This window comes from Oscillospiraceae bacterium MB24-C1 (genome assembly GCA_030913685.1).
Classification (GTDB): Bacteria; Bacillota; Clostridia; order Oscillospirales; family Ruminococcaceae; genus Yanshouia.
This window is the reverse complement of sequence record CP133187.1, coordinates 2,179,837-2,195,476: the sequence shown is the minus strand read 5'-3', so window position 1 is coordinate 2,195,476 and position 15,640 is coordinate 2,179,837. Positions and strand designations below refer to the sequence as shown.

At 43.4% G+C, this 15,640-nt stretch carries 16 protein-coding genes; 3 read left to right on the top strand and 13 right to left on the bottom strand.

Annotated features, from left to right (window positions below; genetic code table 11):
• The first annotated feature begins 70 nt into the window (after nt 1–70).
• Together RBH76_10515 and RBH76_10510 are read left to right on the top strand one after the other, a co-directional pair.
• Complete coding sequence (locus tag RBH76_10515; protein ID WMJ83155.1) at nt 71–610, top strand: hypothetical protein; 540 nt, start codon at nt 71–73, stop codon at nt 608–610.
• A 184-nt stretch (nt 611–794) separates the two neighbouring features.
• Nucleotides 795–989, top strand: a complete 195-nt coding sequence (locus tag RBH76_10510; protein WMJ83154.1) for a hypothetical protein — start codon at nt 795–797, stop codon at nt 987–989.
• Here RBH76_10510 and RBH76_10505 read toward each other — a convergent pair.
• The 11 genes from RBH76_10505 to RBH76_10455 form a co-directional block, all read right to left on the bottom strand.
• On the bottom strand, nt 965–1,423 hold the full coding sequence (locus RBH76_10505) for a hypothetical protein (protein WMJ83153.1): 459 nt from the start codon (nt 1,421–1,423) through the stop codon (nt 965–967). The genes RBH76_10510 and RBH76_10505 overlap by 25 nt on opposite strands.
• Before the next feature lie 19 nt (nt 1,424–1,442).
• Entirely contained in the window at nt 1,443–4,295 is a 2,853-nt protein-coding gene (locus RBH76_10500; protein WMJ83152.1) for a PrgI family protein, read from the bottom strand.
• Nucleotides 4,213–4,641, bottom strand: a complete 429-nt coding sequence (locus tag RBH76_10495) for a PrgI family protein (protein ID WMJ83151.1) — start codon at nt 4,639–4,641, stop codon at nt 4,213–4,215. Before RBH76_10495 ends, RBH76_10500 begins: the two co-directional genes overlap by 83 nt.
• A gap of 45 nt (nt 4,642–4,686) precedes the next feature.
• Nucleotides 4,687–5,499, bottom strand: a complete 813-nt coding sequence (locus RBH76_10490) for a CD0415/CD1112 family protein (protein ID WMJ83150.1) — start codon at nt 5,497–5,499, stop codon at nt 4,687–4,689.
• 69 nt (nt 5,500–5,568) lie between these two features.
• On the bottom strand, nt 5,569–5,784 hold the full coding sequence (locus RBH76_10485; protein ID WMJ83149.1) for a Maff2 family protein: 216 nt from the start codon (nt 5,782–5,784) through the stop codon (nt 5,569–5,571).
• 33 nt (nt 5,785–5,817) lie between these two features.
• Nucleotides 5,818–7,587 carry a type IV secretory system conjugative DNA transfer family protein gene (locus tag RBH76_10480; GenBank protein ID WMJ83148.1) on the bottom strand — a complete coding sequence of 590 codons (1,770 nt, stop codon included), beginning with the start codon at nt 7,585–7,587 and terminating at the stop codon, nt 5,818–5,820.
• Nucleotides 7,584–8,207, bottom strand: a complete 624-nt coding sequence (locus tag RBH76_10475) for a PcfB family protein (protein WMJ83147.1) — start codon at nt 8,205–8,207, stop codon at nt 7,584–7,586. Before RBH76_10475 ends, RBH76_10480 begins: the two co-directional genes overlap by 4 nt.
• Nucleotides 8,208–8,259: 52 nt before the next feature.
• The gene (locus RBH76_10470; GenBank protein ID WMJ83146.1) at nt 8,260–8,637 is read right to left on the bottom strand and encodes a hypothetical protein; all 378 of its coding nucleotides are present in this window, start codon (nt 8,635–8,637) and stop codon (nt 8,260–8,262) included.
• A 317-nt stretch (nt 8,638–8,954) separates the two neighbouring features.
• On the bottom strand, nt 8,955–9,902 hold the full coding sequence (locus RBH76_10465; protein WMJ83145.1) for a ParB/RepB/Spo0J family partition protein: 948 nt from the start codon (nt 9,900–9,902) through the stop codon (nt 8,955–8,957).
• 2 nt (nt 9,903–9,904) lie between these two features.
• Nucleotides 9,905–10,399, bottom strand: coding sequence for a hypothetical protein (locus RBH76_10460; protein ID WMJ83144.1), 495 nt, complete (start codon nt 10,397–10,399; stop codon nt 9,905–9,907).
• Complete coding sequence (locus RBH76_10455; GenBank protein WMJ83143.1) at nt 10,400–11,170, bottom strand: AAA family ATPase; 771 nt, start codon at nt 11,168–11,170, stop codon at nt 10,400–10,402.
• A gap of 135 nt (nt 11,171–11,305) precedes the next feature.
• Between RBH76_10455 and RBH76_10450 the strand changes: the two genes are divergently transcribed.
• Nucleotides 11,306–12,229, top strand: a complete 924-nt coding sequence (locus RBH76_10450; GenBank protein WMJ83142.1) for a site-specific integrase — start codon at nt 11,306–11,308, stop codon at nt 12,227–12,229.
• Between the two features lie 844 nt (nt 12,230–13,073).
• Here the strand turns inward: RBH76_10450 and RBH76_10445 are convergent.
• Both RBH76_10445 and RBH76_10440 read right to left on the bottom strand, forming a co-directional pair.
• On the bottom strand, nt 13,074–13,469 hold the full coding sequence (locus RBH76_10445) for a LytTR family DNA-binding domain-containing protein (GenBank protein WMJ83141.1): 396 nt from the start codon (nt 13,467–13,469) through the stop codon (nt 13,074–13,076).
• 668 nt (nt 13,470–14,137) lie between these two features.
• A complete protein-coding gene (locus RBH76_10440) occupies nt 14,138–15,598 on the bottom strand; it encodes a recombinase family protein (protein ID WMJ83140.1) in 1,461 nt (486 codons plus the stop codon).
• Nucleotides 15,599–15,640 lie beyond the last annotated feature (42 nt).

The following is a 15,640-nucleotide window of genomic DNA, read 5'->3' as shown; positions in this document are numbered from 1 at the left end:
TGTATCCCTCCTAAAAAGCTTGTGTTTATGCGGATTTTATGGTAATATTTACATATAAGGAAGTGATAATATGGTGAGCACTTTTATCGGTTTGTTCCGGCTATTTCTCTGCTTTTTAAAATTGCTGTGGTTGATGTTTATTGGATATATTGAATGGTTTGACGCTGCCGTACTGGGTTTCAGTGCTTATTTGGCGGCTTATCACTATAAACTTCCTGACAATGCCTGTATCGCCGTGGGTATAGTTCTGGCCATTCTATTTCTTTTGGCATTTAAAACTAGGATTGGCTGGTGGATCTCCACAGGTGTGTTCTCACTCATGTGGGCCTATCTTGCCGGGGAACTGGCAACAAGTCTATTTCATACCAACGATATTGTGCGATGGGTAATTATTGTGGGCTTTTTTTGTTATTGTGTTTTTCTTCACAGTTATGCTAAGGATAGAAACCGGGTAAATGAAATAATCTCCTCCGAAGAAGCTCAGGCCCGGCGTCCGAAAGAAGAGTATCAGTCCGATCCGGAAACACAGCAACGGATTAAAGCCACTGTGGATAAAATCAACCGTCTGGCGGAACTTAATCAAGCAAACAAACGGGAAAGCCGCACGTGAATCTTTCTATTGCCGTCCCTCATCGGGACGGCTTTTCTGTACTCAAAATCCCAAACGATTGCGAACTTGACTTCTAATCCTAATGATTAAAATAGTCAAGGAAAGCATTATAGGAATTGCTCGAATACTTCTACTTTTGAGGGATATATCCATATTGAGCTTTAAGGTCTGAAAGAAGTTCAGATTGAGCTTGATCTACATTTATCTTAGCATTTGCTTTTTTAAAGCGATTGGTTATATGAACGATGCCGAAAACGGTATGATGGATATCCGTGAAGCATGGCTTAACCATACCTGCAAATATGCTGTGGTTTCTGTGCTTTGCTGTGGCAGTTGGACTTATTGGATTATCTATCAGCTTTTTGTTTTACTGGAGTAACTAAACCAACCCAGAATAGCGCTCACAGCAACAAACGGTATATATAGCCACTTCTGAGCCAGATAAAACAGACCAATGCTTAATATGGCTGCCTGAATAATTGTTAATGGCTTCAATCCTTCGCGTCGGCAATATTGGACGGCTAAATACAATCCATAGTAGAAACTGAGAGCCATAAAAGGTCTTCCTAAAGCCATATCGGAAGACGATGAAATCATAGGGCCCGCAATGCAGACCAAAAATAGTACAGCATGATAATCTAGACAATTCGTCAATTTGTCGACATTTTTATAAGAGCCATAAACAATGTGGATTAATAAGGCTGTAATACCGATTGAAATTACAATATTGTTCGTTGGTGGATATTCCAACTCATGAAAGAACGTCAAACAAGCAATCAGATATAAAAGCCCCCATAGTACCTTGTTTATCATTGTGCATCACTTCCTTTCCTCACACGGTCACCGCTTCATCTAGCTTAGTGGTCATGAGACTGTACAATTTCGTATCCTTCGGGAAATGGTCAATGAACGGAATGATTGCGCTTTCCCGTTTAAAGATCAGTAGCCCTTCACCCGGTTGACTATTGGTGACATAACCTAGCTGATGCTCGGAAATATTTAGTGCCGAGGCGAGAATCTTCTGGTCGCCGGCGGCCTGGTTGAGCAGGTAGATGAAATCAGAGTTTTCAAAGATATTCTCAATCTCGGGCGAGGTTAGAAAATCCTTGACGTTCTGCGTAATGCCGGTCGGAACGCCGCCCCACTTACGAAATCGCTTCCATATTTCAACACTGGCAGATGCCGTTTGAGGATCTTTCAGCAGAAGATGGAATTCATCCGCGTAATAGCGGGTGACTTTTTTCTGTTCACGGTTTTTGCGTACTCTTGACCAGATCTGATCCTGGACAACCAACATGCCCAGCTTTTTAAGGTTCTTGGCGAGGTCTTTAATGTCAAAACAAACGATGCGGTTGTCAATTTCAACATTAGTCGGATGGTTAAAGACGTTTAGTGAGCCAGTGACAAAACGTTCCAGCCCAGTTGCAATGCGCTTTCCCTCTGTCTCAGGCTGTATAATCAGCATGTCATAGAGGTCTTGAAGCGTTGGCATGTTTTCTTTACAAGGCTCTGCGACGTATTTGTCGTATACCCTCATGACGCAGCGGTCGATAACGGATATTTCAATTGGCTGAAGGCCGTCGCGGCTGCTTAGTGCTTGCTCACAGAACGAGAGCACAAAATCACACTTATCCCGGATGGGGTCGAAATCCGTATCCTCCTCGTTCTTAGAAAAAAGGTTGAGGTCAAGCGGATTGATATGGTGCGGGCTGTCAGCGGATATTTTAATGACCTGACCGCCCAAGGCGTTTACAAGTGGTGTATATTCTCGCTCGGGGTCAAGAATCAGGATATCATCTGTAAGAACTAGCGAGACATTCACCATTTCGCGCTTGGCCGAAAAGGATTTACCGGAATTGTGTACATAAACGCCATTTTCAAGCATGAATACTGAAGTGTCGTCGACTTCCATGTCATAGACAGGTATTTCATTTTCAAGCGTAAACTTCTTAACAGCAGTCACTATATGGCCTGAATACAGTTTTTGGCCATTCCTCAAAAATTTTGCATCCCTAAATGTACCATCTGAAAGTAAAAACTGATGATTAGGTGTGCACGACACCATATAACCATCGTTGAATTTTACTTTCACAAGTTCCTTGGCATAATGTGTTATTCGCACATTCCGTGCCGTTCCTATGACCTCTTTACCGCTTTTGATATCGTAGCTCTTGACCTTAAAACCATCCTTATAATTCATCAGCTCTTCAAAGGTGGCTTTGGTGCCATCGGCTAATACAACCTTTGTATCATTCGTAAAACAACCCGGCACGCCCAGTATCAAGCCGTTTGGATTATAGCCGGTAAGCCTGTCCACCATGATCATGTTCTGAGATATTGCATTGATGCCGTAATACAGACCACCGGGCTGGAATAGCTCCTGCGTTTGGAACGGTATAAAGACAGCCGCTGCGGATGTAGTCATCATCCGCTGATTCTCAACATTGTTAACCCCCAGCGGCATGGCTGACATCAGTCCGGCCTCCTGCTGCCAGTCCAGTGGCAGCAACAGGCAGTCGTGCTGTTGAGCAATCTGTCGGGCAGACGAACAGGTATTGTTCAGTTCTTCTTTATCCGCAGCAAAATTCGTCAGCGTAAAGGTCATAAGGAATAGCCTTTCGTTTCTGCTGTCTAAATCATCAAGTAACGCTTCGTTCGCGGCAATATTCGTTTTAAGTTCATGCGGAAGCATATCGGGGTCATATCCTTGGCCGAAGGCTTTCTTCTGTTCCTCTGCCTTCATGCTGTTAAGCGCCGCCATTTGCCGGTTGGCGTACTTTTTGGCTGCCGCCTGATCAATACTCCGAAGATGAATGCTGGCAATCAGGGGGCTGTCTAGATCAAGGAATTCCGATAAGATATCGTCAGGTAGCTCCTTAGCCTCAACACGCAGATAAGAAGTTCGCCCCACCCGTTCCTGAAGTTCAAAGGTACTTTTATCTTTAAAATTAAAAGCTGTTGGCGCTATAAAATCCTTGGTGGTCAAACCCGTTCCAGACGAAAGCTCCCATGCAAAGTTCAATTTGCGGTCAGTACCGATATTAAGTACATCATGCATGATTTCTAATCGCTCGTAGCCGTTGCGGTGTTCGGCAAAAACGCCCATCTGTTTGAATGCATTTATGATCTCTGCTTCCATGCGGTCCAGTTTAAGCTGCGCCGCTTCCAGTGTTTCAGCATGAATGCCGAAAATGAGAAACTTTCTTTTTAGAAGTCCATTATTTCCCTTTGCCAGCTGTGCTTGCATCATGGCAACATATTCCGCACGCAGCGCGTTAAAATCATCATCATGCTCAGGAATTGCAATGGCTTTATAGTATTTTTCAAGGTCGATTTGCTGGTTGACGAACAGCAGCTGGAAGGATACCGTTGCATCAAAATAGTTAAGGAAACGGCACCAGTTTTCAAATGCGGCTTCCTTGGTTTCGCGCTTGGCCAGACGGTAATTCATATCATGAAACTCAATGGTTTTGGTGTAATAATCACCGTTGGAACGGCAAAGGCCGTTGCGATACATCTCGTCATAGGGAATGGTTCGCTGGGCGCTGCGAGGGATTTTCCCTTGCAGCTTTGCCAGCTTAATCATGCGCATTATTGTCTTTTTAGTTTTTCTTGGCAGCTTTGCGTAGGGATCGACTCTTTTTATGACCTTCATTTTCGGCTGATTGAGCGTCGGCGTCGGCATCCTCTATCACCTCCTCGATTTTGCCTGCCAGCTCCATGCAGGCGTATAAGTTTTCTGTTCTGTAGGGCCGTACTTGGGGTTTCAAATGTACTCGCAAAAAATTAAAGACGATTTTTTCAATTGGCCTGCTATCATGTACCGGATAAAGGCCCCAGATAAAGGGCGGTGCTGCCAGCAGCATCATCAGCCATACAGCCCCGCCGCCGATAATGGATTTTAAAAAGAAGTAAAGAGGCAGGTATACCACCACCGCCAATGCAGCTACGATCAGCCCCCTCTTTGTCAGGCCAAACATCAGTTTGGCCTGCACACCGGATAGATCCTTTGGGATGTTGACATATGGCATGTGAATTCTCCTTTCGCCAAAATCCCAATCGTTTGGGATTTTGAACTAATGCGCATTGAAGATGCTCTTGGACAGCGCCGCCGTGTTAAACAGCGCATACACAAAAACCACGGAATAAAGCAGTAGTGTAAACACCGCTTCGTTGGGGTCGGACGCGACGGTGACATTTCGAGTAAGCGCCTGGTACATCACGACGATGGTAAACATGAAAAAACCTTGAAACGCCAATGCAAAAAGGTTTTTGATATAGTTTTTTCCGATGTCTGACATTTCTTTGTGCATCAGCGTTGCGTAGGGGACAGCGCCCATCGAACCGTACAGGCATATTTTGAATACTCGACCGATAACCGATACCTGAATCATAATGGTGATTGCCATAATGCCGACCTTACCAAGCAGAGAGGTAATCAACATACTCACCAGATAACCAATCTCTTTTTCTTCCAGAAGTGCTCGAATAGAAGCCAGATCGGCCGCGGTTCCGAAGCTGTCTCCGGAACCGCCGGGAATCTTTGATACAATTTCGGCACCGAGATGGAAAATGCCGTTCGTGATTTTGGCCGCGTTCATGACCAGATAAACGCCGACAGCGATTTTGATCGTCAGCTCAAAGAACATCCAAGTCAGATCTGTGCTATCATGTAGCCGGTTTCGTTGCTCCAGCCAGCCAATGATCTCCAGGCAAAACACGGCCAGCAAAACCAGCGAGGCAATTGGCGTCATAACCGTGCCAGCGACATCAACAGCGGTGTTCCACAACGAACCTCCGGCATAGCTTGCCGGGCTTTGGGTCAGGACATCCTGAAGCTCCGCGGTCTGGCCCTGCACTTTGGAGAACATGCCGTCAAGATTGGTCATGATACTGTCCACCAGCCAACCCCGCATCAATGGTTCAAGGTTTTCCCGTAAAAAGTCCAGCATGGCCTATTACGATAGAGTCGAGGTGATCAAAGGGAATACCCTTTGCGCCAACAGAATGATACCGGCACCTCCAGCGACTGACGCCCAACCCAGCGCCTGCTTTGCACCGTTTCCGTCGGTGTAAGCCTGGAAAAGCTGCATACCGCCAAAAGCGGCCAGTCCGCCACCCACGGCGGTGACGACGGTGATGAGAACATCTACAGTACCCGAAATAATTTCCATAAGTTTTACTTCCTTTCTGATTGAACAATGATGTTAATGGTTTGATATATGTAAAACCTCGAACCGTTCTTCGGCCGAGATGGTAACATGCGGGCGCAGCCAGAGCGGCGTATACGCATTGTTTCTATCCGCGTCGGATGTAAGATGATAGCGCGGGTGCTGTGTTAAGTCGTATTTCTTTGACTTGAAGGGGCGAATACCACCAATGTGGCAGATACACTCGCTGCGGCTCATACTGGCCAGCTCGTCTATTGTCATGAGTTCGCGACCCAGCTTCTGATAATTCGTACTGTCCGACTTCTGACTGCCGCGAGATTTGCTTGTGTTGTATTGGTCTATGGTCTGGCGACCAATCATTTTTGTCATTTCCTCAAGCGTCTTGTAACTCTTACTGCCCAAAAACAGCAGCGTATCGCAGTTGTCCATAATAATGTCCGATTTCTTTTCGTAGACGCTTTCAAGCTGCGCCCTAGATTGTAATATCGGACAAGCTGATATTTCGCGGCTGCGAATGACCGATATTATCTCTTCAAAGTTGGGTATGCGACCAATGTTCGCAAACTCATCCAAAATGCAGCGAACATGCACCGGCAGGCTGCCACCATATTTGTATAGCGCTCGGTCGCAAAGAAGATTAAACATCTGAGAGTACATCATGGCAGCGATAAAGTTAAAGGTCTTGTTAGTATCTGACGTGATCACAAATAGCACGGTCTTTCTGTCGCCAAGCTGCTCCAGCTCCAGCTCGTCCTCTGACATTAAGTCTCTAACCTCTTTAATATCAAAGGGGGCAAGTCTGGCACCGCATGAAATGAGGATGGACTTTGCTGTTTTACCGGCGGCCTTGCGGTACTTTCGATATTGCCGCACCGCAAAGTGGTCGGGAAATTCCCGTTCCAGCTCCATAAACAGGACATCTACAGGGTTTTTGTATTCCTCGTCTTCCTCCTTGGCATCGGAAGCGCCCAATAAATCCAGCAGCGTTCCGATATTCTTGTCTTGTGGCTCGCCGCAACTCCATATGTAGCCAATAAGCGCCGTGTACAGCAGCTTTTCCGCCGCCTGCCAGAAGGGATCACCGGTAGGCCTCTGCCCTTCGCCGTTCGTGTTCGCCATAAGCACATCCACCAGTTTCAGAATGTCCGCTTCGCTGCGGATATAGTTAAACGGGTTGTACCCCTGCGATTGCCGCATACCGTCCGTTTCGTTGAGATTTAGAACCTTTATTCGGTATCCACTCGCTTCAAATGCATGTCCACATTCTCGCAGTAGCGTGCCCTTGGGATCGGTCACGACATAAGAGCTATGCATTTGCAGCAGGTTTGGTTTTACGAAATACCGAGTTTTGCCGCTGCCCGCGCCACCTATAATCAGTACGTTTTTGTTGCGGTTGTAATCTTCGTTCTTGGTTCGCTTCATCCGGCTGGACATCGAGAGCATTTCGGTTTCAGTCAGGATAATGTTTTTATCCGGGTCTTTGTCAATAAACGGCTGTATGTCGCGCATCGTACCAAAGCGGGCTGAGCCGTATTCTTCACCGGGGCGAAACACTTTGCGCCGCTGTAATGCGGTTATGAGTAGTACCAGCACAGACGCGCTGGCCACAGCTAGATCAATATTATTAATAGATAGATAAAACGGATTTCGGAGCATTTCAATGCCTGTGTTTTGTATCGCTAAAGCCATACTTGTTCCATCCTCAAACGCGCCTCGCAGTAGTTCGCTGGCCCGGTTGACATACCAGAACACCAACAGTAGAAAGAGAACAGCTAATGTGTGAAACGTGAGCTTTCGGCGGTTCATCTTTCTCGCCCTCTACTGCGGTTCCGGGTAAGCTCTTTTTCAGCTTCGCGCGCCTGCTGCATCGCCTGCGACACCGCCTTTGCTTCTTCCAGCTCCTTAGGGATGGAACGCGGCTGTGGCTCCCGGGGAATTTCCTTTGCCGGTTCTCGTGTCGGCGCGGCGAAGGAAACGTCGTCCGGCACATCCTTATCTGGCTCCGCTTTATCCCTGGTGGTTTTACTGATTTCCGGTCGCTTCTGTTCTGGGGTATTTCGGGATACTGCCTTCGCAAGGTAGGCGTCTAACCCAGTGCTGAGCTGCGCTTGATCACGGGCCTTGAAAAACAGGGTGTAATCATCCGTGCCCTCATGTTTGATGGCTGCAAAGCCTATATTGTAACGTTTAAGTACGTGGCTCAGCTCCTTCAGATCGGGGCTTTTGATGTCCTGCCCCATTAGCTTGTCTCCCTTCTTCATTAGCTTTTTAATGCTGGTTTTACCTTTGATCTCGTCCGGCAATATTTTGTTTTTAAGCTGCTTGAGCAGCCAAGCAGCAATATCACTTAAAGTTTGTGCGGTAAGCTTGGTTGCTTTAACGCCAATCCGAACGGTATTCTTTTCGTAACTGTCTAATACATCCACTTATTTACCCTCCATTCCTTAATCACAAAATCGCAATCGTTTGAGATTTTGGTTATCTCTGATTATTCCAGCTTTTATCCACGGCTTCGTGACAGTGTTCCGGTCCATTTGCACCTACCCATTCGTCGAAAGCCTCCTGCTTTTCCCGCCGTTTCCAAATCTCTTCCTGCTCAAAATTTTCTTCAAGAGTATCTGGATCATATAAGGCAAAAGACGTATGTATTGGCCCACATATCGAAACTTGAATCAGAGTACCGCCGTAGATGTCATAACGGATTTCAGTGCGAAAATCACCCATCGGTATTTGATAAACGGCATAGGGTGCACCCTCAAAGCGTTCATCTTTTTCTAGCCCTCTGGATGACCCCAAAACCTTGACTGCAATTTCCTTGGCTCGTTTCATGGTAAGCTGAGGCATTTTCTTTTTCATGGTTCTTTCCTTTCCAATGGAGGTTCCCCCTGCGTGGGCTGAGGTTGTATTCGCCCTTTGAACAAGCATTTTATAAATGCGAGAAACGCAAGAAAAAATAATATGCACGCAATTGCACATCAGGCATGCGTTACCCTCCTTTATGAAGTCTGATAAAGTAAAAAACTAATATGAACACCGTAAAGGGTATTGCAAGCATTAGGTCAGAGAATATAAACTCACCTTTAGAGAATTTGATGTGGGCCCGCAAAAATAGCACAATCGTAATTAAGAGGAACAGTATGCTAATAAGCAGATCAATAATACCATCTGATAAATTAGGCATCGGATTTCTCCTTTTCGGATCGCATAAAATACTCGTTAATCAACACGACGATACGTTCTATGTCCTGCTCTGTGGCTGTCTTAGGGATAAGCCCTTTGCTGCGACTGGAAAAGGCATTGGCAGCGTTCCAGCGTGGTGTGGGAAGCAAGATCTGCCGGGCGGCTTCGGCGCTAAATCTACCATCCTGCCCCAACCGCTTGATCTTCTCTGCCTGCGCTGTCGATATTTTTTTATCGCACTCTGCTGAAATGTCGCAAGCAATGTGCTGCTCCTCCTTAGATAGATAAGAAAGTGATACGCCAGACATCATTGGAAGCATATTTTTATCTACCATTTCAAGTAATTCGGGAATGAGATAGGTAAGGCGGACGTAACGCTGAATTTGGTTACGGTTTTCACCTGTTTGCTCCGCTAGTAATTCTCTGGATTCTTTGTTGGAATACTTTCGCTCATTTTGAGCGGAAGTTAAATCCGTCCTCTGTCCCTGTCTCTTCATTGCTTCCAGTTGCAAACGATATGCCCATGCCTTTTCACTGAGAAGCAGTTCGTCGCGTTGGTTGAGGTTGGTGTTAACCATTATCAGCGTGGCAGTGTCGTCATCAACATTCATGATGATGGCGGGTATCGTTTCCAGCCCTGCTTTGCGACTTGCATTCCAACGGTTATGACCTGCCAAGATTTCGTACTGCTCACCCTTCGGGCGAACAATTATGGGATTTAAAACTCCGTTTGCTTTTATATCTTCAACAAACTGCTGCATTTTCGCTTCGGAATAAGGCTTAAACGGTTGGTTATCCCAAGCAATCAGCTTACCAAGCGGCAACTGCACAATGGTTCCTGGTGCAGTTGCATTGCCAAGGCCGCTAAACAGACCAGGCAAATCTGCCGGCGTGAACTGTTGTTTTGGTCTATTTGAAAAGTCAAATGTTTTAGCCGCCATTGTTATTCACCTTCTTTCTTTTTAAAGAGGAAATATTCTTTGCAGGATCTAACTAAAGGAATAAAAATGAACGTTACAAAAATCCATAGGAAAACGAGTGAAGGTATAAGCATCAGACTCCAATATATAGGAATGTCAACTGTAATGATCTCTGTTACTATCGTGTTAATTAATACGCCCCATAAACCAGTAACTAAAAGCAAAGTTACAAATGCCCAAAATCCGAATATAAGATGGTCTTTGAAAAAACAAAATTGGGATTCGGACAACTGTTGGGAAAACTGCTCTCCTGATAAGTCAATTACTTTATAAGACTCAATCCTTTCTCCAAATACTCCTTTTTCAACAACGAAGTCAGTAATAACTACAGCAGAACCAGATTTAAGCATGGTTTTGGTTGTCTCGTCCCTTATGTGGCCAATTATTGTAACAATATCGCCTACTTGCGGCTTACGCGGCTCACGCTTTTGCTTTTGCCGCAGCTTGACAATAGCCAATTAATTTCCCTCCCGTACCAGAAACTCCTCTGCAAAAGCTTCGTATTCCGTGCCAAGCTTGTTCTTATAGCTGACAAGGCTTTTCTGATAAGCGGTGCTATTGGCAGCCTCCACAGAACGGCGGATTGAAGTGCTATAAACGGCGTCGCCATAATTGGTTATCAGGTAATCTTTAACGCTTTCGCTCATGTTCGTGTTATCACGCATCGTTTGTAGAATGCCGCCCAGGGTTAGCTTGGGATTAATAAGCTGCTGGATCATCTTTATAGAATTAAACAATGCGTCCAGCCCATCCAGAGCAAACTTCTGCATTTGAACCGGCACTAGAACGGAATCCGACGCGCCGAAGGCGTTAAGAGTGAGATTCCCCAGTGACGGCAGGCAGTCAATCAAGATGTAATCGTAATTACTAAACAGCGGTGCTTGCAGTACTCGGTTTAAAACGCTTTCACGTCCAATTGCGGATTGTATGACAGCATCCGCACCAGATAATGCGAGAGTTGCCGGTATGTAATCCAGCTGCTCGGCTTTGCTGTGGCGAATGCAGCTGGTAGCATCCAGTTCACGACCGGTAGCCCCGGCTACAATCAGTTCGTGGATAGTAGAGCCGCTATCCGGCTCAAAGCCGAGGTAATTTGACAGGTTACCCTGTGGGTCAAGGTCAATAAGTAACACGCATTTTCCTTTAGCAGCAAGCGCTGCCCCCAGCGCCATTGTTGTGGTTGTTTTACCGACTCCGCCCTTTTGGTTTGCGATGGATATAATTTTCATATTGCTTTCCTCCTGTTTATTTGTCGAAATAGGTTTACGATTATAAAATGAAAAAGTCCCTACCAAATAGGAGGGACTTTCAAGACAATAAAAAATCCCTACAACATGAATGTTGTAGGGAAGGGAGACATTATTATGGACATGACGTTTAAGTTTTGGGCTAACAACTGGATTAAATTTCAAAAAGGCGAAGTTCAAGAAAATACTCTTAATGAGTACGCAAAATTGCAACACCATTTGGTTGTAGAATTTAATGAATTAAACATGGAAGATATTACTCCTAAAAAAGTTCAAGAACTATTAGATAGGTTATATCAGCAAGGTTTAGCTAAAAGTTCCATTAACAAGAGAAAATACATGATCCAGCAAGTTTTCAGATATGCCAATATACAAGGACTAGAGCTATCAAATCCGTGTAGTTTTGTCAAAACGCCACGCATGGCGGCGAAAAATCATCGCCGCTCGTTAACGCAAGGTGAAGTTGAAATAGTTTTGTTACACCGAAATAACTTTGAAAATGGATTTTATGCCTACTGCTTGTTGATGACCGGCCTTAGACGATCAGAAATGCTTGCCCTAAAATGGGAGGACTTAGATTTTAAGCAAAACTTAATCTGTGTAAATAAGGCTGTTGTCTATGTAAAAGGCCAGCCCTTCATTCGGGACTATTTAAAAAATGGCGATCAAGAACGGATCATCCCGATGCCCAAAACCTTAGAACCAATTCTGAAAAAACATCCCGGAATTCATAAGGGACTAATTTTTGGTGAAAACCCTTATACACCTATTAATCCAAATGCCCATAGTTGGCAATGGACAAAATATAAGCGGCAGACAAGTTTAGATATTACTCAACATATGATTCGGCACACATATTGTACAATGCTATATGATGCAGGTATTGATGTCAAAACTGCTTCATATTTGATGGGACATAAGGATATTCACACGACGTTGGCTATCTATACTCATCTGGAAAAACAACGTGCAGTAAGTAAAGCAGCCGGAAAATTAAATGTTTTTATTAATGATTTCTCACCTCAACACGACAGACTCTGACTCTGTTTGTCTGGGTTCGAATCCTAGTTCGGCAACCATAAGGGCCGCCCGCAATAGCGGGCGGTTTTTGGATATCGTTTCGCTCATTGCTTTTGCATGTCCTATATAATTATTAAAGTTTCAATGTGCAAGAAGGAAGACCACGATACTGTGAACATCATAGCCTTCCTGCGATAAACACCTTGGATAAAATAAGGGCGGCGGTTTAACCAAAATGGTTAAACCGCCCTCTTCTTTTTCTGTTGTTATAGGGTTTATATCGATATGCAGTTGTTCCCAACGACGCCACCAGTCCCAAAGGTACATATAGTGTAAAGCAAGGACCTCTTTTTGTTTATCGTTCTCTGTCGTCGCGCTGGTGAGATTTCGAACACTTAGTCAACTTGTGCTAATACTCAAATAAGCATTTTATGCTATCGGGCAATATATTGGGAATCCCCCAATGGAGCTACTTTTAATAACTCAAAAACTTTCTAAATAATATGCCCCCATTCCCCCACAAGCGAAGGAGGCATAGGGGGCATATTAAGGGATGATATATATTCAACCCTTGTTCTGTTGTTATCATTATTAAAAAACCCGCTGTGTCGGCGCTTGGGGCCACAGATAGTATTCTGTCTAGCCTTACAGCGCGGAAGACTGGAGTTTTTGGGTGCTACTAAGCGGCGGATTACTTTCGGATATGGCAAATCATAGCCATCTGGACGAAGCTCATCCAACGGGTCGAGTATCTGCAGGTATAGAAGAAAATGTATCAAGCTTATCTCATCTCTGTCCCGATAAGAAATGTCATTATAACCGCTTTGTTTTTTTGTGCTTTCTCTTAAAAGCATACATTCTCTTATCAAGCTCCTCCATATTTAAAAATTATAACATGAGATAAATTGACAAAATAAGATTTATGAATTTGGTAAAAAGTAAGTTCATTAAGTTTAGTCATTATATTTTCTAATCGATCATAAAAGAAATCTTGTCCATCGACTGTTACTATACGAATTTTTTTATCTTTGCTCTCAAAATATAAAATGCTTTTTATAAAAACATTTTTAATTGAAGAATTCTCTTTTATTGGTGATATTCTATCTTTAGCTCTATTAATAACCTTTTTAATTTGATTCACTATACCTAATTGCTCAAATTTCAGCAAATTTTCTTCTGACAGTTCTATTTTGCTGCCTTTTGGTAGAAGCAATCTTCCTTCTTTATCAACCAAATCTCTATCTAATATTAGAGTTTTCATTTTATTATCCTTTCCTAATTTTTTAGAATATTATGCAAGTCTCAATATCTGCTTAATCAGAAAAGCTTAATTGCTGCTATTTTAACTGCTATCTTGTCATTTTATCGAAAAGCAAGAAACTTTACTGCAAAGGCCCTCTTGATCAGAGCTTTTTGGAAATTGAAATCAATGATTACAATTTCCATAGTTTTATTTTATATTATAATATTGTTTTTTTAGCCTGATTTCCCTAAAATAATACTTGCTTTTTCCTAAATTTAAAATTGATAACGTTTATTTTAAATGGAGAAGTTATATCAATCAGTTGCCTATTCAGGAATATAAGGATGCACTAGGTTTCAAATCTTTCGCACCGGATTTTAGCGACCTTGCTTTCAGCGGGCCTTCGGCGAAAAAGTGATGGATGGGATTGAATACTACTTTGAGACTTTTGAATATTGCGCTCAGGGTGATTCGTACATAGAGGAGGCGAATTCATGAGTAAACCCTTAGTGTCAATTTGCAGGTGCAGCCTTTCTATGATAGGAATAAGTGAGATTAAAATGTTTAAGCAGATAGCTTTTAGTGGTTTTTATAAAATAAGTTGCCTGTTTTAGATGTTTTAGCCGTGAAAAGCTTGTATATAACAAAATCCACTTATAACGATAGTTATAAGTGGATTTTGTCTACTATGGTGCAGTGATGTCATTAATATCCGAACACTCTAAGTCTTGTAGATTTACTGTTTCATAATCGGCTTGATGATTGAAAACAAAAATAATTCTGTCATCAAAGAGGAATATGCAGTTTACAAAGTTATCAATTAAGATTTCTCTGTCACGTTCCTTGGTAATATCAAGGTTTCGAAATTGCATAATAAAGAATTTAACTTGGTCTTTATCAAGTGGTGGCTTAGTCATCTGCTCTCGTGCAAGATTGATTTGCAGGTTTTCTTTGGTCTGCTCTAACTCTTGCAACCTATCCTTTGTGGAAGATGTAATAATGCCTTGCTCGATTGCTTTAATCATATTGTTGATAGCTTTTTCCGTTTCGGCAAGTTGCTTTTTAATCTGAGGAATAACAGTATTCTCTTTGCTCTGTGCCGCAAATGCTTTCTCAGAAACCTCGTTGATATAGTCATCGTCCATAACCTTTTCCATAGCGTAATGGACAACTATATCCTCAATCCAAGCCTTGCGAACAGTCTTTTTATCACAGCCTTTGTGCTGTTTCACATGGGCACATTTATAATATTGGTGGAAAGTGCCATTGCGGCTTGTCCCACTTTCGCCAACCATATATGCCCCGCATTTGCCACAAAGTAGCTTAGTTGTGAGCAAATACATATCCTGTTTTGCCTTGTGCCGTGCGGGAGCTTTTTTATTTTTCGCCATTCGCTCCTGTGCTTTATTGAACAATTCCTCAGGCACTATGGCGGGAATACCGTTTGGTGTAACGATGTCACGATAAGAGTATTCACCGATATATTTGCGATTTTTAAGCATTAGCTTTACAGCATCAATACTTAAATCTCCACCACGATAATTCTTAACACCTAATTCTTTGAAATGGTCCACCAAGTTTTTAATAGTGGCACCGTCTACATATCGTTTGAAAGCGTCTTGAATGATAGGTGCAAGCACCGGGTCAATTTGAAAATACTGCTCATCATCGACAGTGTAGCCAAGAGTCATGCCGCCGCCGTTATATTTGCATTTCAGAGCATTTTCCGTAAGTCCTCTGATTACCTTTTCGGATAAATCCGCAGAATAGTATTCAGCAAAGCCCTCAAGCATAGACTCAAGTAAAATACCCGAGGCATCATCTGAAATGCTTTCAGTAGCTGAAACAACCCTAACATTATTCTTTTTTAGCTGTGCTTTATAGTGAGCAGAGTCGTATCGGTTTCGAGAAAATCTATCCAATTTCCAAACTATAACGACCTCAAACTTTCGCTTTATGGACTCCTTTACCATTCGCTGAAACTCAGGACGATTATCGGTTTTGGCTGAAAAGGCTCTATCTATATAGCTTTCGATTACAGTAAGCCCTTTGCTTTCGGCAAAAGTCATACACTCACGAAGCTGTCCTTCAATGCTTTCTTCTCGCTGATTATCAGAGGAATATCTTGCGTAAATTACTGCATTCACAGTGCCACCTCCCTTGTAGTGGATTGTATTGTAGCTTAGAAA

What these genes read in the sequence shown, in the direction of transcription:
- RBH76_10485 (WMJ83149.1), bottom strand. Translation starts at nt 5,784, where the DNA reads ATGGAAATTATTTCGGGTACTGTAGATGTTCTCATCACCGTCGTCACC.
- RBH76_10450 (WMJ83142.1), top strand. Translation starts at nt 11,306, where the DNA reads ATGGACATGACGTTTAAGTTTTGGGCTAACAACTGGATTAAATTTCAA.
- RBH76_10455 (WMJ83143.1), bottom strand. Translation starts at nt 11,170, where the DNA reads ATGAAAATTATATCCATCGCAAACCAAAAGGGCGGAGTCGGTAAAACA.
- RBH76_10465 (WMJ83145.1), bottom strand. Translation starts at nt 9,902, where the DNA reads ATGGCGGCTAAAACATTTGACTTTTCAAATAGACCAAAACAACAGTTC.
- RBH76_10515 (WMJ83155.1), top strand. Translation starts at nt 71, where the DNA reads ATGGTGAGCACTTTTATCGGTTTGTTCCGGCTATTTCTCTGCTTTTTA.
- RBH76_10505 (WMJ83153.1), bottom strand. Translation starts at nt 1,423, where the DNA reads ATGATAAACAAGGTACTATGGGGGCTTTTATATCTGATTGCTTGTTTG.
- RBH76_10480 (WMJ83148.1), bottom strand. Translation starts at nt 7,587, where the DNA reads ATGAACCGCCGAAAGCTCACGTTTCACACATTAGCTGTTCTCTTTCTA.
- RBH76_10495 (WMJ83151.1), bottom strand. Translation starts at nt 4,641, where the DNA reads ATGCCATATGTCAACATCCCAAAGGATCTATCCGGTGTGCAGGCCAAA.
- RBH76_10500 (WMJ83152.1), bottom strand. Translation starts at nt 4,295, where the DNA reads ATGCCGACGCCGACGCTCAATCAGCCGAAAATGAAGGTCATAAAAAGA.
- RBH76_10470 (WMJ83146.1), bottom strand. Translation starts at nt 8,637, where the DNA reads ATGAAAAAGAAAATGCCTCAGCTTACCATGAAACGAGCCAAGGAAATT.
- RBH76_10490 (WMJ83150.1), bottom strand. Translation starts at nt 5,499, where the DNA reads ATGACCAATCTTGACGGCATGTTCTCCAAAGTGCAGGGCCAGACCGCG.
- RBH76_10445 (WMJ83141.1), bottom strand. Translation starts at nt 13,469, where the DNA reads ATGAAAACTCTAATATTAGATAGAGATTTGGTTGATAAAGAAGGAAGA.